Genomic DNA, 21,185 nt, shown 5'->3' on the forward strand with positions numbered 1-21,185 from the left:
ATATAATGGAAATTTTAATGAATTTACTGCTTATGTTAGGTGGAGTCGCTGTGTTTATGTTTGGAATGAAGCAGATGAGCTCTGGTTTGGAACGAAGCGCAGGATCAGGAATAAGAAATCTTTTCAAAAAAATCAATAAAAACAGAATCTGTAATTACGGAATTGGAATCGGAGCTACCGTACTTATCCAATCTTCTTCAGCCTCTTCGATTATGACAGTTGGACTTGCTCATGCGAATATTGTAACAGTCAAGCAAGGCTCAGGTTTTATTTTAGGCGCAAAAGTAGGTACCACTCTTACCGCGTTTATGTTTGCCCTTTCAGGTATCAGTAAAGGCGGATTTAGCATTAGTTCTGTTTTTGCAGCGATTGCATTTGTCGGTGTCATGATTGTTTTTTCCACTAGTAACGAAACCCTTAATAAAATTGCACCATTTTTAATCGGATTCGGAATGTTGTTTATCGGAATGGAAGTGATGGAAACAGCAATCGGTGGACCAAATTCGACGCTGAGTATTCAACTCTCTCAAGTATTCAAATATGAAATCATGCAAAATCCCATCTTGCTGGTGATATTAGGAATTTTATTTACAGGCATCATACAGTCATCTACGGCAGCGACAGGTGTTTTTATAGCGTTCTTGGCCACGGGAGTTATCCACAATATAGATCAATCGTTCTTTTTAGTGATGGGAGCAAATATAGGAACATGTAGCGATGGCATTATGGCCTCCTTGTCTACGAACGCCAACGGGAAACGTATCGCATTGTTCCATTTGATTACCAGCGTAATTGGTGCGGTAGCTTTTTCGATTATTCTGGTTCTTTTCAGAACACCTATTAGCAACATGTTTGAAAGTCTATTCCCCGGGAAACCCCAGTTTAGCCTTGCAACATTTAACCTGATTTATAATACTCTCTATACCTTAGTGTTACTCATATTTATCGACCCGTTAGTCAATTTAGTGACAAGTTTAGTGAAAGATAAACAACAGAAGTTGGAAGAATTGTCATATATTGATGAGCGTTTCTTGCAAACTCCGGCGGTTGCCGTTGAACAAGCATTAAAGGAACTGCACGATATGGCGATTCTTGCAAAGGAGAACATTGATCGTTCTTTTGCTTCGTTGGTCAACGAAGATATGAGCGAAAGCAAAAAAATTGCCGATACGGAATATCGTATTGATTTCTTGACAAATAAGCTCACAAGCTTTTTTATCAAGATTTCATCAGCTACTAAATTCGCTGATGACGAAAAACTGATTGCCGGATTACATCATGTAACAAACGATATTGAGCGGTTGGGGGATTATGCGGTCCTTTTGGTAAAAGAAACCAGCTACATGAAGGAGAATAATGTAAAGTTTTTAGATCAGACCAAAGATGAGCTTGACCTAATCTACGGGCATATATCCGAAATGTTCGACTTGGGGTTCGATGCGTTTACAAAGCGTAGAACCGAAAATTTCAGAAAAATTTCAAATCTTCACAAGGAAATTAAAAAACTAATATCCTCTACGCGTAACGAACATGTGATACGCCTGAGTTCCGAAATGTACCCGGTTGAGGTATCAAAAAGCATATATTCCGTTCTGTTTTCATTGCAAAGAATATCGGATCATATTGTGAATATTGCTTTCTCGGTTCGATCCACCACCGGAAGTAAAACAGAAGCATTGCAAGCCATTGAAAAAGAAAAGAAAAAACCTGAAAATGCAGATCGTAAGCCTTCTCCGGAATCCAATATGAAAAGGTAAAAAACCTCCGAATTCAAGTCAGGGATTGAGAAAAATCATTTAAAAAGAATGAGCCAATATACTTTAAGTGTATTAGCTCATTCTTTTTTTAAAAAAGTTTAAGGTGGAAGTATGGTGGAAAAAGATTTAGAATATATATTAGCAGAAAAGAATTTAAGGAGCATTCCTGTTAAGTAACAAATGACAGGTTTGCAAAAAATGAGTGCCACCCATAGAATAATGATTGTTAACTGGCCGGTTGACAAAATCATCGTTCGAAGGAGACACCCACAAATGAATTGTAAACAAAATCAAAAAATCAATCAAGTAAAAGAATCAACTTTGGTAGTTGGAATCGATATCGGAAGTACAACACAGTACGCCAGAGCTTTTGACTGGCGAGGCATCGAATTAGGGAAGGTCTTTAAATTTAGCAACAGCAGAGAAGGTTTTGACAGCTTCAAAAACTGGATGCAGTGGATACAGGACAAGAACAAAAAGTCAGATGTTATCGTAGGTATCGAACCAACAGGTCACTACTGGTTTGACCTTGGCGCTTATCTTGAAGATGAAGGCATCCTCCTGGTTATGGTCAACCCTTATGCGGTAAAGCAGACCAAGGAACTGGATGACAACAGCCAAAGTAAGAATGACAGCAAGGATCCCAAGGTAATCGCAAAACTCGTTATAGAAGGAAGATATTGTGCACCATATACACCGGATGGGGTGTATGCAGATCTAAGAATTATGGCAGCGAATCGGAAGAGGCTTATCAGGGAACTTACCCAGATCAAGAACAGATTTGCCAGATGGTTTGCCATATACTTTCCTGAATATAAAGATGTATTCGGGGATTATGAATCACAAAGCAGTATGCTGCTTCTAAAGAAAGCATGTACACCTGAAGCAATCGTGGGACTCGGAGCCGAGAATATAAATCAAATCTGGCGTGATGCAAAACTGCGGGCTGTCGGGATGAAAAGGGCAACGACCCTGTGCGAGACAGCAAAGCGTAGCATTGGCCTAAAGAAAGGCTCTTCGGCAGCTGAGTATGAAATGAAACTACTGCTCGAGGATCATGATTACAAAATGGCACAGCTTGAATCTGTTATGGAAGAAATAGAAGGCTTGTGTAAAAAGATACCCGAAAGCGAGCAGATGCTTGCCATCAAAGGTATCGGACTGATTACGGTTGCCGGATTTCTGGCTGAGATCGGTGATGCGAGGCGTTTCGAATCACCAAGGCAGATACAAAAGCTGGCAGGACTCTCGTTAAGGGAAAATAGTTCAGGAAAGCATAAAGGACAGACGACCATAAGCAAACGAGGTCGAAGTAAGCTGCGAGCTGTACTGTTCAATGCTGCGATTCCACTGATAGCTACGAACCCGGAGTTCAATGCCCTGCATGAGTATTATACGACCAGAGCAAATAATCCACTGAAAAAGAAGCAATCCGTGATAGCCATCAGCTGTAAGCTGATACGAATCTTTTATACTATTTTGACCAAAGGTGTATCGTATGATGCACAAAAGATGATGTCTGACATACACAGACAGCCAGCGATAGCATAAGAGGAAAACTGTAGAATTCAGGAAGACGTCCACCCTAAGGTGCTGAATGGAACAGAAAAAGAAACAAAACATAGAGAGCCGAAGTCAGATTTTTCACCATCAGAGCAGAGACTCAGCGAAGGAGCATCATGACGCCCCTTTATGGATAAGCAGAACGAAGGAATTCAGGACCCTGAGGTATAGGTGATCCCGTATGACATGGGAGGTTGGGCTGCCGTAAGGATTTGGGGATAAGGAAAGGCCGATCATAACAAAATAAGACGACGTCTTATTAAGTGAACCCCAAATATCCATATATCCATGATTTAAGGCCATGGGGAATGACATTGACGAAGAATGCGGTTCTATAAAAAAATGAAAAAGTAAGAAAAAGCGAGTTAACAAGAGAAAAATTAAGATAATTATGGGAGGAGGGGTATTGTGAAAGACATAATTATAAGACAAGCAGCAGATAATGATATATTTGAAATAAAAGAAATATTAAGAAAGGCTTTTGATAGACCAGGCAAGAATGAATCTTTTAATGAATGGGAATTTGCTGACAAGGTAAGGAATGACTCTGGATTTATTCGTGAACTATGTTTTGTTGCAACGAACAATAATCAAATAATAGGGTATATGTTATTATCAAAGGCCTTAATAGGTATAAATGAAGGGTTAACATTAGGACCATTGGCAGTTAAGCCTTCTTATCAACGCAAAGGTATAGGGAAAAAGCTTATAGAATATGGATTGGAGAAAGCTAAAGGGCTTAATTTTGAATGGATTGCACTTACCGGTGGAGATTATTATACTCAATTTGGATTTGAACCAGCTTTAAGATATGGGATTGTAATAGGAGAGGATCACCCGGAGAATCTTTATTTAAAGATTAAGTTTCTTAATGGGAATGTGAGTATATCTGGTAAGATAAGGTTTTGTGATTCCTTCTATGATGAAGATGGGGATTTATTATAAAAATCTTATACTAGGGGGATTATGTACAACCGCTGAAGATGAACGTTCTGGCAGCAGGTTAGATTTTCTCTTAATAGATAGCTGAGACAAGAAATAAAGTAGAAAGTCATCAGGAATTGGGGGATTTAGATGAGAAACATATTTATAGAAGGAATACAGGGGGCTGGTAAAACAACATTGATGAGATCGCTATATGAAAAACTCGATGGATATCATATGTATGTTGAGGGCGATATTTCTCCGGTTGAACTGGCATGGTGCAGTTATATGACAGAGGAAGAATATCAGCGAACTCTCGTAAGATTTCCCGATTTAGTGTCAGAGATAGAAAAGCATACAATAAAAGAAGAAAATCATTTTATAGTAGAATATACACGAATTATGACTGATACAAGAGGGTTTTATCAATATATGGAGCAGTATGAGATATATAATGGAAGGCGATCATTTGATGACTTTAAAAATTTAATTCTTAGTCGGTTAGAAAGCTTTAAGGGAACAGGAAATTTATTTGAATGTTCTTTATTTCAAAACATAATAGAGGAATTAATATTGTTCTATTGTAAGACGGAGGAAGAAATCGTTGATTTTTATAGAGAAATATTTGAAGCTATCAAACAAAAAAACTTTATATTGCTCTATCTCTACTCGGATGATATAGAAAGTAATGTTTTGAAGATTAAAAAAGAGCGTTCTGACGAAAATGGTGTAGAAATGTGGTATCCTCTTGTGATGCGATATTTAAATGACTCACCCTATGGAAAGAAGTTTGCGTTTGAGGATATATCAGATATGGTCGCACATTTTAAAAGACGTATGGATCTTGAATTAAGAATAGTTAAAGAAATAATGGGAGGGCATTCAATGATTTTACCTGCCAAGGCTTATGATATAGAGGATGTTATAAATAACCTGAAAGGTTGATCTGACAATATCTCGTTGAAAATGACCAGTATTTTAAATAAAATTCTGTTATGCTTAAGAGACAGGAGGTGAGCTTGTGATTTGGGTTGAGAAAATAGAAGAAGCGATTCAATACATTGAAAATAATCTTTTCGAGGCAATTACTGCAGAGTCTGTCGGTCAGGCGATTGACTACGCCCCATCCTCGTTTTCTAACTTTTTTAGTGCTGTTACCGGGTATTCCGTAGGAGAATATATCCGATACAGGCGTTTGTCATGTGCGGCGGATAAATTGACTAGAAATGAGGCATCTGTTACGGAAATGGCTTTTCGTTGCAGATATGAAACGCCGGAGGCTTTTTCCAAGGCATTTAAACGTTTATTTGGATGTTCGCCATCTCAATTCTCAAGATCTGAATTAAAGCATCATACATTTGCTCCTATTTCAATTGACTTTTCATTACAAGGAGGATTCAGTATGACACGAAATTTAATTCCCGGATTACTTAATGTAGATTGGTCTGATACAAATAGGCAGAACGAATTTGTCAACAGTGTTGTTTCAGCATTGAATGTACTCGGTGAAAGATTGGATTATGATACAGTATGCGCCATATCCGGAAGTGCATTCCGAACATCATTCAGTATGCCCTCTATTCAACAATGGAATCACGGCAATTATCATGTGATCCACACCCCGATAATTATTGAGCATACTTTTAAAATGCTCGGCTTTGATGTTTCGCACCATATCCGAAGCGACTTTGAAACAGACAGCCGCATGATTATCGACAGTATTGACCGAGGTATACCCGTAATCACGCTGGAAGGAGTGATAAACTGTTCGGATGCTTGTGTCATCTCCGGATACGACAATGACGGCAAAGTGTTATTGGGCTACAATCCATTTATGAACGTTGAGGATGACCATAACGAAGAACCGGATGATACCGGATATTTCAGAAAATCAGACTGGCGCGAGGGTTATAATGCGGATTGGAATAGGGTAAGGATATTGACAATCGGTGATAAGCACAAAAAGCCGGATGAAGGGGTGATCTTCGAAGAAACCCTAAAACTTGCTTCGCGATTGATCAAAGAAGAAAGCTTATGGCCCGGGCAATATAACGGCCTTTCGGCACATAAAGCGTTTGCAAACGCACTGCTTACTTACGAATGGAACGATAATTTTGAACCATATTTAAATACAATGTGTAACTATAAACAATATCTCGATAGGCAATATGCTGTCAATTTTTTTGAAAATAACGGCAGGAAGGATCTTGTTGCTATTTATAAAGAGATTGCGGAGCTTGTCGCCCAGATGGGCTGCATGATTCCGCAGGATTTTTCGGCATTTGAGATGTTTAGTGATAAAGCCAGACTAAAACCTTATAGCGAGATGCTTATGAAAATCTGTTCCTTAGAGGAAAGGGCACTGACTTTGTTATAGGTTACTTCGAGTCATAAAGATAATGAGAACTTGCTCTTGCAGGTGCATTGAAACAGAACTACAGAAATTTATATTGTACAAGGAGAAAGAAAATGAGGGAGTTTAATATCGGTTCAATCGTGCCGTTTGGCGGTTATCAGTGGCGTATTCTTGATATACAGGGCAATGCGGCCTTGATTATAACTGAATACATGATCGGACAACAACCCTATAATAATTACTCCGGTGATGTGACATGGGTCGACTGTTCGTTAAGAAGATATCTCAATGGTGAGTTTTATAACAAATTCACCGAGACCGAACAGACAAGAATCATTCCGGTATTGAATAAAAATAACGACAATGAGTGGTACGGTTCAAAAGGAGGGGAAGATACTCTGGACCACATATTTCTTCTGAGCATTGAAGAAGTAGTGTGCAAATATTTTGGTGACAGCAGTAAAAACCTTGAAAACCGCAGCCCCAAGCAACGATACTGGTTTCAAAAGAAAGACGGAAACAACGATAAGCGAAGATCCTCATTCGATGGGTATATATGGTGGTGGTGGCTTCGGTCGCCCGGGCGTGACAATCGAAGAGCCGTATATATTCACGGCGATGGTAATGTAGGCATTCAGGGAAACGGCACCTTCCGTTACAGCAGCAATACGATTCATCCTTTAACCGGTGATAACAGCGGCGGGGTTCGTCCCGCTCTGTGGCTGAGCTTGGAATTATAAATCTTGGAGATACTTTTTAGAATGAAAGTTGAAAGAAAATAGTAGTTTGTCTACAGGAAAAACATATCTAAGGAGCATTCCTGTTAAGTAACAAATGACAGGTTTGCAAAAAATGAGTGCCACCCATAGAATAATGATTGTTAACTGGCCGGTTGACAAAATCATCGTTCGAAGGAGACACCCACAAATGAATTGTAAACAAAATCAAAAAATCAATCAAGTAAAAGAATCAACTTTGGTAGTTGGAATCGATATCGGAAGTACAACACAGTACGCCAGAGCTTTTGACTGGCGAGGCATCGAATTAGGGAAGGTCTTTAAATTTAGCAACAGCAGAGAAGGTTTTGACAGCTTCAAAAACTGGATGCAGTGGATACAGGACAAGAACAAAAAGTCAGATGTTATCGTAGGTATCGAACCAACAGGTCACTACTGGTTTGACCTTGGCGCTTATCTTGAAGATGAAGGCATCCTCCTGGTTATGGTCAACCCTTATGCGGTAAAGCAGACCAAGGAACTGGATGACAACAGCCAAAGTAAGAATGACAGCAAGGATCCCAAGGTAATCGCAAAACTCGTTATAGAAGGAAGATATTGTGCACCATATACACCGGATGGGGTGTATGCAGATCTAAGAATTATGGCAGCGAATCGGAAGAGGCTTATCAGGGAACTTACCCAGATCAAGAACAGATTTGCCAGATGGTTTGCCATATACTTTCCTGAATATAAAGATGTATTCGGGGATTATGAATCACAAAGCAGTATGCTGCTTCTAAAGAAAGCATGTACACCTGAAGCAATCGTGGGACTCGGAGCCGAGAATATAAATCAAATCTGGCGTGATGCAAAACTGCGGCTTCGTCGGGATGAAAAGGGCAACGACCCTGTGCGAGACAGCAAAGCGTAGCATTGGCCTAAAGAAAGGCTCTTCGGCAGCTGAGTATGAAATGAAACTACTGCTCGAGGATCATGATTACAAAATGGCACAGCTTGAATCTGTTATGGAAGAAATAGAAGGCTTGTGTAAAAAGATACCCGAAAGCGAGCAGATGCTTGCCATCAAAGGTATCGGACTGATTACGGTTGCCGGATTTCTGGCTGAGATCGGTGATGCGAGGCGTTTCGAATCACCAAGGCAGATACAAAAGCTGGCAGGACTCTCGTTAAGGGAAAATAGTTCAGGAAAGCATAAAGGACAGACGACCATAAGCAAACGAGGTCGAAGTAAGCTGCGAGCTGTACTGTTCAATGCTGCGATTCCACTGATAGCTACGAACCCGGAGTTCAATGCCCTGCATGAGTATTATACGACCAGAGCAAATAATCCACTGAAAAAGAAGCAATCCGTGATAGCCATCAGCTGTAAGCTGATACGAATCTTTTATACTATTTTGACCAAAGGTGTATCGTATGATGCACAAAAGATGATGTCTGACATACACAGACAGCCAGCGATAGCATAAGAGGAAAACTGTAGAATTCAGGAAGACGTCCACCCTAAGGTGCTGAATGGAACAGAAAAAGAAACAAAACATAGAGAGCCGAAGTCAGATTTTTCACCATCAGAGCAGAGACTCAGCGAAGGAGCATCATGACGCCCCTTTATGGATAAGCAGAACGAAGGAATTCAGGACCCTGAGGTATAGGTGATCCCGTATGACATGGGAGGTTGGGCTGCCGTAAGGATTTGGGGATAAGGAAAGGCCGATCATAACAAAATAAGACGACGTCTTATTAAGTGAACCCCAAATATCCATATATCCATGATTTAAGGCCATGGGGAATGACATTGACGAAGAATGCGGTTCTATAAAAAAATGAAAAAGTAAGAAAAAGCGAGTTAACAAGAGAAAAATTAAGATAATTATGGGAGGTTGGAGTTATGTCTATATATAAATGTACCTTAGCTGATAGCAGGCAATTGGCTATTTTTAACAAGCAATTGATTGAAGACGAAAAGCATGATAATACCATGACTATAGATGAACTGGAAAAGCGAATGATTGAATTTATCAGCGGAGATTATAATGCTTATTTCTATAGAGATCATGGCGCTATGGTTGGATATGCCTTAGTAAAAGCTTCTTCAAACCCTAAGTATTTGAGGCAATTCTTCATATACCGGGAATATAGGAGAAAGGGATATGGGAAGACCTTCTTTACTGAACTATTAAAAGAGTTAGGTGAAAGAACTATTGATATCGAAGTCTTATCATGGAACAAAACAGGCATAAGGTTTTGGGAAAACTTAGGTTTCTTACCGCGGAGTATCTGCATGCGTTATCATAGAGATTAATATATTTTAAGGTTTGAAAGCGAATTTTGGGCTAAAAGGGCTGATTTTTAAGCAATTTTAGCCCTATTTTTTTATAGGTGCATCAAACACATACATCTTTTATGAAAACTCAAGTCAAATTTTGAAGCGGCTTGAACTTATAATCATTCAGGTAGAGATATGTATGGCTGTATGTAAATAGGGTACATTACTCTTGGTAAATGTAAATTTTCTTTGAATTCTATTGACTAATGTGAATAATCAAAATATAATTCGATTATATAAATGAATTATATAAGCGAATTATGTAAAGGAGATTAGGAATGCCTAAACAAAAGATAACAAAAGAAATGGTCGTAGATGCTGCCTTTGCTTTGGCAAGAACCGGAGGAATGGAACAGGTTATGGTAAAAAGCATTGCGAAAAAATTGGGTTGTTCCGTGCAGCCGATTTACAGTTATTGCAAAAATATGGATAGCTTACGAAGTGATGTGGAGCAGCGCTCAAGGCAGTTTGTACAAAAGTATTTTACTGAACATATTGATAAGGAAAACCCATTTCAAAGTGTTGGGCGAGCACATATACAGCTTGCAAAAGAAGAACCGCATATACTTAAAATTTTCACACTACAAGCGCGGAAAAATATTTCCTCTATGGAAGAGTTATATCAATCTGAAACAAATCCACAAATGGCTCAAGGCATAGCAAATGCACTAAATATCAGCTTAGAAAAAGCAAAGCAGTTGCACTTGGATATGTTAATTTACACGATTGGTATTAGCACAATTTTTTCCGTAACTACGCCGGGGATACCCGCAGAAGAAATCTATTCACAACAAGAACGAGCTTATAAACTATTTTTAAAAGCGGCACAGGAGGGCAATCTATAATGAAGAAGAAAAATTTAGTGACTTATAAGAGTGTAACTGGATTTACAAAAGAATATGCAGAAATGATTGCTCAGGAAGTGGATTGTACCCTTATGGACTTTAAGAAAGTTACAGCAGAAACAATGTCTAATTATGATACAGTCATCTTTGGAGGCAGGATGCACGCTGGAGTGGTCGATGGACTAAAAAGTGCCAAGGAGCTGTATGGGAAGAGTAAAGCGTCACAATTTATTGTTTATACAACTGGTGCTACACCAAATGAAGCAAAAGAGATTATAGACGAAATGTGGGGGAATAACTTCTCTCCAACAGAATTAATTAATATTCCTCATTTTTATATGCAAAGTGGTCTACGATATGAAAAAATGTCTTTTTCTGATAAGCTGATGATGAAGGTATTTTGCGTTATAATGAAAAAGAAAAAAGATAAAACTGAGGATGAAAAACAAATGGAAAATGCAATCGCCAATTCGTATGACATCTCTTCTAAGGTATATATCGCGCCACTGATTGATGCCTTAAAATCCGAAAGTACAGGTGCAAAAAAATGAAAAAAGCAGGATTAATAATTTTCTGTATTGTTTTGATTGCGGTCGGTGGAGGAAGAATTATAATTAGCAAGCTTGTGGATAATGTTAACAGTATTCCGGTCAAAATGCCTGATTTAAGTTATCTAAATGATGGAAAATATATCGGAGAATACTCCGCGGGACCTGTCAATGTTAAAGTCGAAGTCACTTTGGAAAATGGTAAATTGACCAATATAGATATCGTGAAGCATAATAACGGATTAGGCGGCTCGGCTGAAAGTATTGTGAATAGTATTGTTGATAAGCAATCCTTAGATGTAGATGTAATATCTGGTGCCACAGTAAGTAGCAAATGTATCTTGAAAGCTGTTGAAAATGCAGTATCGGGGTAACAATATAAAAGTAAAGACGAAAAACCGATACTGAATTTTCGGGTGATTATCTTGACCATGAAATAATTCTATAACGAGAAAACTAAGCTTCATATCCGAAAACTGTAATTTGATTTTTGCCTGCCATGCAGATTTCAATTTCTACAGCATCTAACTGTATTGTATTTCCAATACCTAAACCAGTATGTACTCCCACAAAAGATGTTTGTAAAGTATTGATTACCTCCCAAGGGTCGGAGGCTGCCCGTACTATATCTGTAATATCATATTCGATTGGGTTGGTTAAATGATTTATAGATCCTATGATAGAGAGGCTTATTTCTTCCAATTCAATCCAATTCGCCTGGATATTTGGCCGCCAATAAAGAATCATGGAACTAACACCTACAGCGAGAGTTAGATTAAGGCGGCAATAATATTTTATGATAACTTGTTCAATCTCTAAATACTTGTATTGCGTTGGTAACATATTATATCCTAAGACAAGTCTTCCCCCGGTCTGAGTAAGCAGAGCAGAACTTAGAGAAGCCACTGTTCCGTTGGAAAGCCCTATCGCATTATTAACATTACTGAAATCGCTTCCGCTATTATAGGCAACTTGAGTAGCGGTTACGGCACCATAAGTATTACATGATATTTCTTCATCAGAAGTACTCAACATAAGAGAATGACCGGTTGGAAGCTTAAAGGCCGAAGGAAAGGTGTGACTTACGGTACTAAAGGGTTGTGTTATTCTTAGGCATAAAAAGTTGATATTATCATCACTTAATAGAATTGATGTCATTAATGGAGCGGATACTTGAACGGAGGTGAGATAAATACTTTTCTCAGGATCCGGCGTCCAAAGAATTGTTTTTGCAGGTTGTATGCCTAAGCTATAATAATTAATGATATCAGAACGTTCTTCTATAGTTAATAGGACTTGCTGGTTCGCTGCCGGGATGCTGTTCTTGGCTTGAATATTAGGTTTCATTGGATAGTTCTCCTGTAATTGTCTGTCAATGGATTAAAACTCATAGCCTAAAAGGGTAATATTGACTGTTCCTGCAGTACTTGTTGTCATGGAAATCGTCTCATCGCTATCAAATTCAATTGGTGAGGGAAAGCTGATACCATAGGTGGCAAGGGTACTGGTAAGAGCTATTGACATAAAGGCAGCATTATTTCTTCTATTTAATTGGACAACTAGTGGGGCAGGAGCAGAAACCTGTAATGCAGTTAGGAAAATACTTTTACCGGTACTGGGTGTCCATATAGTTGTATTGGTTTGAATTGTGGTAAAGGTTTGAAACAAGACAATATCGGATGGATATTCTCTTGTAAATATAGGATCTTCTAAATTAAAAACAATACTCGTCAGTTTTGTATTACTGCCCATTAATAAACTCCTATCTTTATATTTCAAAGGCCATATAATCTATATAATATGAATTTCTTTTATAAATGTTATTGATATGCATTTGGATAAATAATTATTTAATTCTTTTGTAAATATGATGTTAGGGCAAAAGGTATTTTGACCCTGGTATCATAAGTATAAAGAGAAAAACTTTACCAAAATGGGAACTCCTTCCATAGGAGCATGTGAGACCGTCAATGTAAGGACTCCCGGTTTGATGGCATAATTGATACTCGGTTGAATAACTCCGTTCACAAAAAGGTCATTATAAGAAGTTTGCTTAGGGTCCAGAATCCCTTGGTCTCCGTAAACGGTTATTTCGTCTGCATTAGTATAAATATTTCCGCCATTTGATAAGGTATTATACTGATAGGTTTCCGCCTTGATCAGTCGATTGTCTTTATCTTTAATTACTAAAGATTCGAGGATGATAGGGACCCTTTCTTTTGGCGGTTCTTCTATAGTTATGGTTAGAAGACCGGCTTCGACGGAATAATTAGTTTCCGGCTGTAATACTCCATTAATAAAGAGGTTAAAGAAGGATACATTGTTGGGATCAGGTATACCGTAGTCTCCATATATCAATAATTCATCTGCATTTGTGAACTCTTTTTGGATGCCATTTGAAACGGCATTATATTGGTGGTTAAAAACATCAAGAATTTTATTATTCTCTTTATGAAAAGAACCGGTGACTTCTGCCAGTAACACTACAGTATTGTTGGAATTCAAAGTTCCGATATCCCATGTTATTATATTGTTTTCTTGAGATATAGTTCCCTTGGTAGAACTTATGGGAAGAAAGCAAGTCAAATCATCTAACAGTAAGGTATCAGTCATGACAATATGATTAACCGGACCATGCCCATAATTGGATATTCTAATTTCAAACCTCCAAGTATTAATTTGATCTGTACTAGCTTCCAAGGGGCCTGATACAATATACTTCTCAATTCTTAAATCGCCAAATATAGAGGGACAACCATTATTCCTATGAATATCGGATGACCTGTCGTGAGCAGATAATATATTTTTCAGCAATAAGAAATCGAGACAGGTATTCAGCTCAAAAATATCATAGGCATGTTCCCGCCGGGAAAGGGCTCTTCTGGACCAAATAGGGGTTGCCTTTAAAGGTCTTATGTCATCAAAAACTTTGACGGGACATCCTGAGGTGATATTGGATATAATGCATGAGTTTGAATCTGAGCTTCCGGCAATGGCTCTGTTCAGTGATCGGCATCCTGCGGTATTAAATAAACCATCAACTTCAATAATAGCAGTCAAAGTTTCACAGGGTAAAAGCTCTTCAATCTTCCATATAATAGAATTATCAGAGATAAATATTTTGCCCGATGATATAGATGCAATTGTTATATCCTCAATTTCGTCTAAAAGGATATAGTCTATGACAACGAGATTTCTCATAATTTCATTGTCGGTGTTAGTAACATGGAGAGCAAAAGTCCATTTTTTAGGACAGCCCAGGAACGTTTTGATGCATGTATTAAAAACACGGGCTTGTAATGACAATTGATTTTTTACTATATTCCTTTTTGGAAAAGCTATAATTTGAAAATCCTGGGAAAGATTAGAAACTATTTTTTTGGCATTTATAGTTCCTATTCCCAAGGCAATACCCAGAGTCTTAAATCCGTTTAGGCAGAAGCAACCTATAATATCTACCGTAAGAACCGAAGTGTCTAATTCTTTTAGTATATCAATTTTCCAAAAGATTTCATTGCCTAATATTTTTACTGCCCCATGAGAAATACTGATAATTCTTATACATTTGATACAATCGATGAACAAGGTATCTCTTATTAGGATATCAGATACAATATTATTGCTAAGATTAGCTATTTTTATTTCCACCCTCCACGTATTGACTGTATCGACCCTTACTTTTGTAGGACCTGAAGTAATAGTTTGAGTGAGTTCTAATCCGTGACTGACATTAATAGGGTTTATGCTAATAATATCAGTGTTTATACAACCCGAGGCGGCACTTCCACATGCCATGCTTCTGCCAATACAACGAGTTCCCTCCGCTTGAAAGAGACCTTCTACTCTAAAGCTAGCGACGGCGGATTCACATAGATCCAGAATATCGATATTCCAGGTAATTGCCTCATCCTTTATCGAAATATCTCCGCAGGAGGCAGAGATATTTTCGATATTAGTGATTAAATCCAACAAAATAGTATCTGTTATAACAATATTAGTGATAGGTATGTGGCTTATATTGCTTATTGATAAGGTGAATTCCCAAGTTCCCTCACAACCCGAAGGAATACACCCAGGTCCGCATAAAAAGGTGCTCTCTAAATGTAGGTAATTGCTTGTATTATCCTGTACATAAATGTCTCTATCTGTTACAGGACCGTCGGAAATGATTCCTGATGGTAGGATACCCTCAACCAGAGCCGAATTAAGTTTTGTTGATTTTGCACTTTTATCCACAAGAGTAACGAAAGAAATAATAATGGTGGAACCCTTTATGGGGATATCTTCCGTTTTGAGAAGGAGAAGACCTTTTTCGATTTCATAATTAACTTTTGGCTGCAGCACTCCATTAATAAATAGACCGAAAGAAGAGACATCATTAGGATCAAGGATGCCTTTATCACCATATTGAGTTAATTCATCATTATTCGTGTAAATTCTTTTGACCCCATCAGACAGAGCATTATATTGATAGGTATCTGCATGTAATAGATTTTTTACCTGATTTAAAGAAAGTATATTATCTTCAAACATAGTGATCACCCCGAAAATAAATACATATTTTTTTATTTATTGCATAAGAAGGTAGCTGTTCAGTACCCTCACAGTTGCATAAGAAGTAAGTGATAGATGAAAAGGGATGTGCAATGGTAGCACATCCCTAATTTAACAACTAAGTTATTACTGTGGTGTCAGAATCAGAGATTGGAGCAAAGTTAGTTACAATTAGAGTAATGGGAGCATTAACTGGTATTGTCGCTGCCTCATTAACAGTAACCTCGGAGCCATCGCCGCTGACGGTATATAGGCTGGATTGCTGCAATACACCGTTTATAAACAGCAAATAATATCCGTTGTCTGTAACAACAGTTGTAAGAGTACCGGTCACGTCATCACCGGCGTCGTCTATAAATGACTCTGCGGGAATAGTAAGAACATCGCCTGCTCGATCAGTCTCATTTAGCAGATAGAAATATTTTTCGACTTCCGGGTTGACTTTAACTTCAGTTGTAGTAGTAGCATCGATTTCAAGTTTAAATAATTGTGTTGCCATTTTCTGCCCATCTTTCTGTTTTATTTATATTTATTATATTGTGCAAAGTGCCAAAATGTTACATATTTCGACTAATATAGTGAAATATGCGTATTAAAGGAAGAAATATACGAGTCAAATCATATATAGGGAAAACGATAGCAAATATTATAGCTATTTGCAGAAAAGTTTTTTCCGTATCATATTATTTTATGGAATGACAAGGAAATACAGTTACAGTTATTAATAATATTAATTAGAAAATTAATATTATTAATAATAACATTGACATATTTAATTTTTGGATATATATTATAATAAAGTAGTATTAAAGGATGGTGAAAGCAATGAAATATAAAGCTCCGGGGAAATGTCCCGTATGCGGTGAAAGACTTTCCATAATCAAACTCGGTTGTCCGAAGTGTTCTACCGCCATTGAAGGCGATTTCCAGCTTTGTGAATTCTGCCGTCTTCCGGAAGAAGATCTTGAGTTTGCCAAGATATTCATAAAGTGCCGCGGTAATATTAAGGATGTCGAGAAGGAGCTTGGGATATCTTATCCTACCGTGCGTGGTAAATTGGATACAGTCATAAGAGGCCTGGGATATGAAGTATCATCAAAAGAACGGATCAAGGAAAACGAAGATAAAACAATTGCCAGGAATGAGATTCTTGACCAATTATCAAATGGTGAGATTTCTCCAAAAGATGCAGCGGAAATGATTAAAAACTTGTAACTGTGAGGGGAGTGAACAGTTACAAAAATTTATAATTAGTAGGAGGCCAGTCTATGAGCGAACAACAGAAAATATTGGAAATGATAGAAAGTGGGAAGATTACCGCTGCCGAAGGTATGGAACTTTTGGAAGCTTTGCATGCAGCTGAGGAAGAAGAGGCAATCCGGCAGGTTGAAGCTGTAACGACCAGACGTAACTATAAGTTCCTTAAGGTTAAGATTACATCGGATAACAATTCCGTTAATGTTAATGTCAATGTACCCTTACGTCTGATTACTACGATCAGTGAAGTGGCGGATAAGATGACCGCTATGATTCCTGCGGATGTCCGAAAAGAGATGGAGGCAAAAGGAATTGATATTTCCGGTATCGACTTTGCAAAAATAATAGAAGAGGTTATAAACGGAACCTTAGATGATCCAAATATCGTTGATGTGGAGGCCTGGGATGAAAGTCACAATACGATGGTAAAGGTGAAAGTATATGTCGATTAATTACTTTCGGTAAAAATATTTTTTTGGAGGTAAAAATGCCAAAACTATTCATAAAATATATATCTATCATAGTAACAATATATCTGCTGTCATTTATAATACACACGATTTATATCGGCAGTATTCCTGCACTTCTTTTTATGGGATTGTTACTGTTAGTGATCAATCTTATATTAAAACCTATTCTGCTATTGATTACATTACCTGTCAACGTGTTGACCTTAGGATTATTCAGTTTCATTGTGAATGCATGGACAATTATGATTGCAGATTATTTCGTAATAAATATAAGCATGGGCGGCTTTCGTAATTCACTGTTGGCTGCTATCATTATTGCTATCGTTCATGCTCTGCTTAAGGATAAGGATAGGATACGGGATTGATGATCCGGCAGGCAAGAAAAAACAACTTTTGATGATGAGACAGTTTGTTTTCAAGTTAATTGAGAATGAGCGGTCTCTTTTTTTGTTATGAAAGTTTATTTTACGAAAGAATGTAATTACAGATAAGAGTGAGAAATTGGAAGGATATCCTTTGGCGTAACAAGAGATTCTTATAGAAGGAAAAACCGCGGATAAGTGAAGATACCAGAGTAGAGAATATTTTGTGTAAAAGCAGAATATTATATAGTCTTGACAAAATAGACCATATGGTCTAATGTGATTTAAAGAGTCCGTTAAGGCAGATATGGGGGAATAATGATGAATATAATTTTTCTGTGTTTAGGTTCTCGGGGAGATGTGCAACCATACGTAGCAATAGGAAAAACTGCTAAAGAATCAGGACATAATGTTACAATATGTAGCGGAAAAACATTCAAAAGCTTTGTAGAGCAAAATGGCTTGGATTTTCAAGCGTGTAGCTTAGATTTAATGGAAATATTACAAACGCCGGAAGGAAAGCAAATATTTGAAGAAGGCATGAAACATCCCATTAAGTCAATACGGTATGCCAGAAGAGTAATTAATCCATTGTATAGGAAAACGATGACAGAATTTTATGAAGCATGCCATGCAAAAGACGTTATTGTATATCACCCGAAAGCATTTGGAGCAGTTGATATAGCAGAAAAATTAGGTATACTATGCATATCAATGCCGCCGATACCAATTATATATCCTGTTTCAGAATTCCCTAATCTTGCAATTACAACCAGAAATCTCGGTAGATTTTTGAATCGACTGACTTATAAATTGGCTAATTTAGGAGCTGAGAGTAATAATATAAAAGATATTAATCACTTTAGAGAAGAAGAACTAAATTTGAAAAAAAGAAAATCTGGTGAGTATACGATTAACAGAAATGGTAATTTGATACCGATTATATATCCAATTTCTGCAAGTTTATTTACGGACACGAAGGAATTTAAAGAAAAAGTTTATTTATCAGGTTTTCCAATGTTAGATGACAATATTCTTCTTGATCAAGAAACGGAGGAATTTTTAAAGAATGGACAAAAGCCGATTATTGTCACCTTTTCCTCTATGCCCTTGCATGATTCAGAGTCATTTTTGAAGAAAATAGCCGATTCCCTATTAGCTGGCGGAAATAGAGGAATTATTATTACTGGAAATAGTGGAATCAAAATGTCATCGGATAAAAACCTTCTCATGAAAGAATTCATACCTCATGATGCAGTTTTTGGAAGGGCGAAAGGAGTTTTACACCACGGAGGGGTTGGAACAATGGCTGCGGCGTTACGCAGTGGCATTCCACAGGTTATTATGCCATTTAATGTAGACCAACCATTTTGGGCAAAACGACTATTTGACTTGGGATATGCATTAAAACCTTTGAAAGAAAGTGATTCGGAGGATGAGTTCGCAAGCAGATTTGCTGAAATGAACAATAAGGATGTAATTTTTCAAGCTGAGAGAATTGCAGCAATTATAAAGCAAGAAAATGCGAATAGAAAAGCGGTGAGCTATATAGAACGGTTATATAAGGAATGGGATAAATGTAATGAATAAGAGAGAAACCATATTAGAGGCGGCATTAAGAGAATTCAGCAGAAATAACTTTGAAAATGCATCCGTCAATAAGATCATCAAAGATGCGAATACCAGTAAAGGAAACTTTTATCATTATTTTAGCAATAAGGAAGAACTATATATCGTATTATTAAAAGATGCTTGGAGAAAAAAGGTAGAATTTATGAATGACGCTGATGAGAATGATATTTTTTCTTTTTTACAAAAGCAGGTGCTGGCAGGCATACAGTTTTCAAAAGAAAATCCGGAATACTACCAACTGAGCAGGAGATTTGCAAAAGAAAAAAATACGGATATATATAACCGTGTATTAACAGAAATTACGTGGGAATCCAATGATATAAGACTGGGCTCTTTTACTGAAATGAAATATGATAGATCTACGATTAGTGATGAATTTCCCGAAGAGTTTGTAGACGATTTCATATTATTTGTATGGGATAATATCAATGAATTGATTAAAGAAAATGATGATATATCGAAGATAGAGGAAAAACTTCTTCTCATAATCAAGGTATTGAAGAATGGATTAGAACAAAAGCAGTAAATAAAATAAAAGAGATGCAAACGGAGAACTTGAACGATGAATACAGTACAAAAAATAAAAACGCTGAAGAAGCACCCGCTCATTGAATTATTAAAAAATAACAAAGGAAATCCCAAAACTCTAATTTTAATGGAGCCTCTCTGGGGTATCCCTTATAACTTAATAGCCCCTTTTGCCACGCTATATATGTATACGCAGGGAATAACGGATGTTCAAATCGGACTGATTCTGTCGGTCTCTATGTTTGTTCAAGTGCTTTTTTCTTTTATGGGAGGTGTTATCACCGATAAGTTAGGGCGTAAAGTCACAACTATGATGGGTGATTTCTTTGGCTGGAGCGTTGCTTGTCTGATATGGGCGATTTCAAATAATTTCTGGCTCTTTTTGATTGCAGTTTTGCTTAATAGTTTTGAGCAGATTAACCAAACGGCATGGTTTTGTTTGCTGATTGAAGATGCGGATTCCAAAGACTTATTAGGAATATACACTTGGGTGAATATAGGAGGTCTAGTTGCAATATTTTTTGCACCAATTTCGGGCTTGTTGATAAATTCCTTTTCCGTAGTTCCGGTCGTTCGTGTTTTATATTTGGTTTTCTGTGTGAATATGCTCATTAAGGTGATTATTACTTTTCGGCATTGTGATGAGACCAGGCAAGGAAAGATTCGTATGACCGAGACGAAAGATACCTCTATTTTGCAAATGGTATATGAGTACAAGGATCTTATACCCAAGGTCCTGAAAGATAAAGAGATTATGAAAGTGCTTATCGTTTCTGTGATATTACATATAACGAATCTTATCAACACCAACTTCTTTAGCCTGTATGTAACACAAAGATTGGGGATAGAAGACCGCTATCTGGCTTTTTTCCCTATTTTGAATGCGGCTGTGATGCTGATTTTTATGGTTGGAATACAGCATCGTCTGGAATTCGTGAAATTCCGTATACCTATGTGGATTGGTCTGGTATTGTATGCTGCGTGCTCGATTCTTCTGATAGTGACCCCAATCGGCAGTATGCCGTTTATTATTATTTATGTTTTTGTTGTAGCGGTAGCGAGTGCACTTGTAATGCCGCGTAAAGACACCTTACTTCAACTGACCATTAACCCGAAGGAGCGGGCTCGTATTAACGCTTTAATCATGGCCTTTACCATCGCTTTTGCTTCACCCTTCGGTTACTTTGCCGGATGGTTATCGAGTATTGACCGCCGCTTGCCATTTGTATTTACATTTATTATTTTCATTGTGGCAATCATCATTGTCGGTCGTATCCGTGATCCTGAATTTGCTAAAGAGCATAATTGAGTATGAAGGGAGCAGAA

The 21,185-nt window shown here is 37.6% G+C and carries 20 protein-coding genes and 1 pseudogene; 17 read left to right on the plus strand and 4 right to left on the minus strand.

Features of this window, described 5'->3' with window-relative positions; translation table 11 throughout:
• The first annotated feature begins 5 nt into the window (after positions 1–5).
• The 11 genes and pseudogenes from RBB56_RS10955 (at position 6) to RBB56_RS11005 (ending at position 11,430) form a co-directional block, all read left to right on the plus strand.
• Positions 6–1,757 carry a Na/Pi cotransporter family protein gene (locus RBB56_RS10955; RefSeq protein ID WP_306718992.1) on the plus strand — a complete coding sequence of 584 codons (1,752 nt, stop codon included), beginning with the start codon at positions 6–8 and terminating at the stop codon, positions 1,755–1,757.
• A 273-nt stretch (positions 1,758–2,030) separates the two neighbouring features.
• Positions 2,031–3,308, plus strand: a complete 1,278-nt coding sequence (locus RBB56_RS10960) for an IS110 family transposase (protein WP_306718993.1) — start codon at positions 2,031–2,033, stop codon at positions 3,306–3,308.
• Between the two features lie 420 nt (positions 3,309–3,728).
• A complete protein-coding gene (locus RBB56_RS10965; RefSeq protein ID WP_306718994.1) occupies positions 3,729–4,265 on the plus strand; it encodes a GNAT family N-acetyltransferase in 537 nt (178 codons plus the stop codon).
• 129 nt (positions 4,266–4,394) lie between these two features.
• Positions 4,395–5,189 carry a hypothetical protein gene (locus RBB56_RS10970; RefSeq protein ID WP_306718995.1) on the plus strand — a complete coding sequence of 265 codons (795 nt, stop codon included), beginning with the start codon at positions 4,395–4,397 and terminating at the stop codon, positions 5,187–5,189.
• A 76-nt stretch (positions 5,190–5,265) separates the two neighbouring features.
• Positions 5,266–6,621: a helix-turn-helix transcriptional regulator gene (locus RBB56_RS10975; RefSeq protein WP_306718996.1), complete on the plus strand. Its 1,356-nt coding sequence runs from the start codon at positions 5,266–5,268 to the stop codon at positions 6,619–6,621.
• A gap of 92 nt (positions 6,622–6,713) precedes the next feature.
• On the plus strand, positions 6,714–7,340 hold the full coding sequence (locus RBB56_RS10980) for a DUF6273 domain-containing protein (RefSeq protein ID WP_306718997.1): 627 nt from the start codon (positions 6,714–6,716) through the stop codon (positions 7,338–7,340).
• A 187-nt stretch (positions 7,341–7,527) separates the two neighbouring features.
• Positions 7,528–8,806 (plus strand): annotated as a pseudogene (locus tag RBB56_RS10985) (IS110 family transposase).
• A gap of 419 nt (positions 8,807–9,225) precedes the next feature.
• Positions 9,226–9,639, plus strand: a complete 414-nt coding sequence (locus RBB56_RS10990) for a GNAT family N-acetyltransferase (RefSeq protein ID WP_306718998.1) — start codon at positions 9,226–9,228, stop codon at positions 9,637–9,639.
• A gap of 302 nt (positions 9,640–9,941) precedes the next feature.
• Positions 9,942–10,508, plus strand: a complete 567-nt coding sequence (locus tag RBB56_RS10995) for a TetR/AcrR family transcriptional regulator (protein ID WP_306718999.1) — start codon at positions 9,942–9,944, stop codon at positions 10,506–10,508.
• Positions 10,508–11,059, plus strand: a complete 552-nt coding sequence (locus RBB56_RS11000; RefSeq protein WP_306719000.1) for a flavodoxin domain-containing protein — start codon at positions 10,508–10,510, stop codon at positions 11,057–11,059. The genes RBB56_RS10995 and RBB56_RS11000 overlap by 1 nt, the downstream gene beginning before the upstream one ends.
• Positions 11,056–11,430 (plus strand): FMN-binding protein, encoded by a 375-nt coding sequence (locus RBB56_RS11005; RefSeq protein WP_306719001.1) that lies wholly within the window; start codon positions 11,056–11,058, stop codon positions 11,428–11,430. Before RBB56_RS11000 ends, RBB56_RS11005 begins: the two co-directional genes overlap by 4 nt.
• Positions 11,431–11,512: 82 nt before the next feature.
• Here the strand turns inward: RBB56_RS11005 and RBB56_RS11010 are convergent, their stop codons facing one another.
• The 4 genes from RBB56_RS11010 to RBB56_RS11025 form a co-directional block, all read right to left on the minus strand.
• Complete coding sequence (locus RBB56_RS11010; protein ID WP_306719002.1) at positions 11,513–12,403, minus strand: hypothetical protein; 891 nt, start codon at positions 12,401–12,403, stop codon at positions 11,513–11,515.
• 33 nt (positions 12,404–12,436) lie between these two features.
• Positions 12,437–12,808, minus strand: a complete 372-nt coding sequence (locus tag RBB56_RS11015) for a hypothetical protein (protein ID WP_306719003.1) — start codon at positions 12,806–12,808, stop codon at positions 12,437–12,439.
• Positions 12,809–12,958: 150 nt separating this feature from the next.
• The gene (locus tag RBB56_RS11020) at positions 12,959–15,589 is read right to left on the minus strand and encodes a DUF4183 domain-containing protein (RefSeq protein WP_306719004.1); all 2,631 of its coding nucleotides are present in this window, start codon (positions 15,587–15,589) and stop codon (positions 12,959–12,961) included.
• 139 nt (positions 15,590–15,728) lie between these two features.
• On the minus strand, positions 15,729–16,109 hold the full coding sequence (locus RBB56_RS11025) for a DUF4183 domain-containing protein (protein WP_306719005.1): 381 nt from the start codon (positions 16,107–16,109) through the stop codon (positions 15,729–15,731).
• Between the two features lie 326 nt (positions 16,110–16,435).
• On the opposite strand from RBB56_RS11025, the gene RBB56_RS11030 reads away from it, so the two are divergent.
• The 6 genes from RBB56_RS11030 (at position 16,436) to RBB56_RS11055 (ending at position 21,168) form a co-directional block, all read left to right on the plus strand.
• Entirely contained in the window at positions 16,436–16,825 is a 390-nt protein-coding gene (locus tag RBB56_RS11030) for a DUF2089 domain-containing protein (RefSeq protein WP_306719006.1), read from the plus strand.
• 53 nt (positions 16,826–16,878) lie between these two features.
• Positions 16,879–17,319: an SHOCT-like domain-containing protein gene (locus RBB56_RS11035; protein ID WP_306719007.1), complete on the plus strand. Its 441-nt coding sequence runs from the start codon at positions 16,879–16,881 to the stop codon at positions 17,317–17,319.
• 35 nt (positions 17,320–17,354) lie between these two features.
• Positions 17,355–17,702, plus strand: coding sequence for a phage holin family protein (locus RBB56_RS11040; RefSeq protein WP_306719008.1), 348 nt, complete (start codon positions 17,355–17,357; stop codon positions 17,700–17,702).
• Between the two features lie 315 nt (positions 17,703–18,017).
• Positions 18,018–19,289 carry a glycosyltransferase gene (locus tag RBB56_RS11045; protein WP_306719009.1) on the plus strand — a complete coding sequence of 424 codons (1,272 nt, stop codon included), beginning with the start codon at positions 18,018–18,020 and terminating at the stop codon, positions 19,287–19,289.
• Complete coding sequence (locus tag RBB56_RS11050; RefSeq protein ID WP_306719010.1) at positions 19,282–19,857, plus strand: TetR/AcrR family transcriptional regulator; 576 nt, start codon at positions 19,282–19,284, stop codon at positions 19,855–19,857. Before RBB56_RS11045 ends, RBB56_RS11050 begins: the two co-directional genes overlap by 8 nt.
• A 36-nt stretch (positions 19,858–19,893) precedes the next feature.
• Entirely contained in the window at positions 19,894–21,168 is a 1,275-nt protein-coding gene (locus tag RBB56_RS11055; protein WP_306719011.1) for an MFS transporter, read from the plus strand.
• The last annotated feature ends 17 nt before the right edge of the window (positions 21,169–21,185 follow it).

The sequence above is a fragment of the Kineothrix sp. MB12-C1 genome, assembly GCF_030863805.1.
In the GTDB taxonomy this organism is placed as follows: domain Bacteria; phylum Bacillota; class Clostridia; order Lachnospirales; family Lachnospiraceae; genus Kineothrix.

Bases quoted from the DNA above. Each gene is read 5' to 3' on its own strand.
- RBB56_RS10955 (WP_306718992.1), top strand. From the start codon at position 6: ATGGAAATTTTAATGAATTTACTGCTTATGTTAGGTGGAGTCGCTGTG.
- RBB56_RS10960 (WP_306718993.1), top strand. From the start codon at position 2,031: ATGAATTGTAAACAAAATCAAAAAATCAATCAAGTAAAAGAATCAACT.
- RBB56_RS10970 (WP_306718995.1), top strand. From the start codon at position 4,395: ATGAGAAACATATTTATAGAAGGAATACAGGGGGCTGGTAAAACAACA.
- RBB56_RS10980 (WP_306718997.1), top strand. From the start codon at position 6,714: ATGAGGGAGTTTAATATCGGTTCAATCGTGCCGTTTGGCGGTTATCAG.
- RBB56_RS10990 (WP_306718998.1), top strand. From the start codon at position 9,226: ATGTCTATATATAAATGTACCTTAGCTGATAGCAGGCAATTGGCTATT.
- RBB56_RS10995 (WP_306718999.1), top strand. From the start codon at position 9,942: ATGCCTAAACAAAAGATAACAAAAGAAATGGTCGTAGATGCTGCCTTT.
- RBB56_RS11000 (WP_306719000.1), top strand. From the start codon at position 10,508: ATGAAGAAGAAAAATTTAGTGACTTATAAGAGTGTAACTGGATTTACA.
- RBB56_RS11005 (WP_306719001.1), top strand. From the start codon at position 11,056: ATGAAAAAAGCAGGATTAATAATTTTCTGTATTGTTTTGATTGCGGTC.
- RBB56_RS11010 (WP_306719002.1), bottom strand. From the start codon at position 12,403: ATGAAACCTAATATTCAAGCCAAGAACAGCATCCCGGCAGCGAACCAG.
- RBB56_RS11015 (WP_306719003.1), bottom strand. From the start codon at position 12,808: ATGGGCAGTAATACAAAACTGACGAGTATTGTTTTTAATTTAGAAGAT.
- RBB56_RS11020 (WP_306719004.1), bottom strand. From the start codon at position 15,589: ATGTTTGAAGATAATATACTTTCTTTAAATCAGGTAAAAAATCTATTA.
- RBB56_RS11025 (WP_306719005.1), bottom strand. From the start codon at position 16,109: ATGGCAACACAATTATTTAAACTTGAAATCGATGCTACTACTACAACT.
- RBB56_RS11030 (WP_306719006.1), top strand. From the start codon at position 16,436: ATGAAATATAAAGCTCCGGGGAAATGTCCCGTATGCGGTGAAAGACTT.
- RBB56_RS11035 (WP_306719007.1), top strand. From the start codon at position 16,879: ATGAGCGAACAACAGAAAATATTGGAAATGATAGAAAGTGGGAAGATT.
- RBB56_RS11040 (WP_306719008.1), top strand. From the start codon at position 17,355: ATGCCAAAACTATTCATAAAATATATATCTATCATAGTAACAATATAT.
- RBB56_RS11045 (WP_306719009.1), top strand. From the start codon at position 18,018: ATGATGAATATAATTTTTCTGTGTTTAGGTTCTCGGGGAGATGTGCAA.
- RBB56_RS11050 (WP_306719010.1), top strand. From the start codon at position 19,282: ATGAATAAGAGAGAAACCATATTAGAGGCGGCATTAAGAGAATTCAGC.
- RBB56_RS11055 (WP_306719011.1), top strand. From the start codon at position 19,894: ATGAATACAGTACAAAAAATAAAAACGCTGAAGAAGCACCCGCTCATT.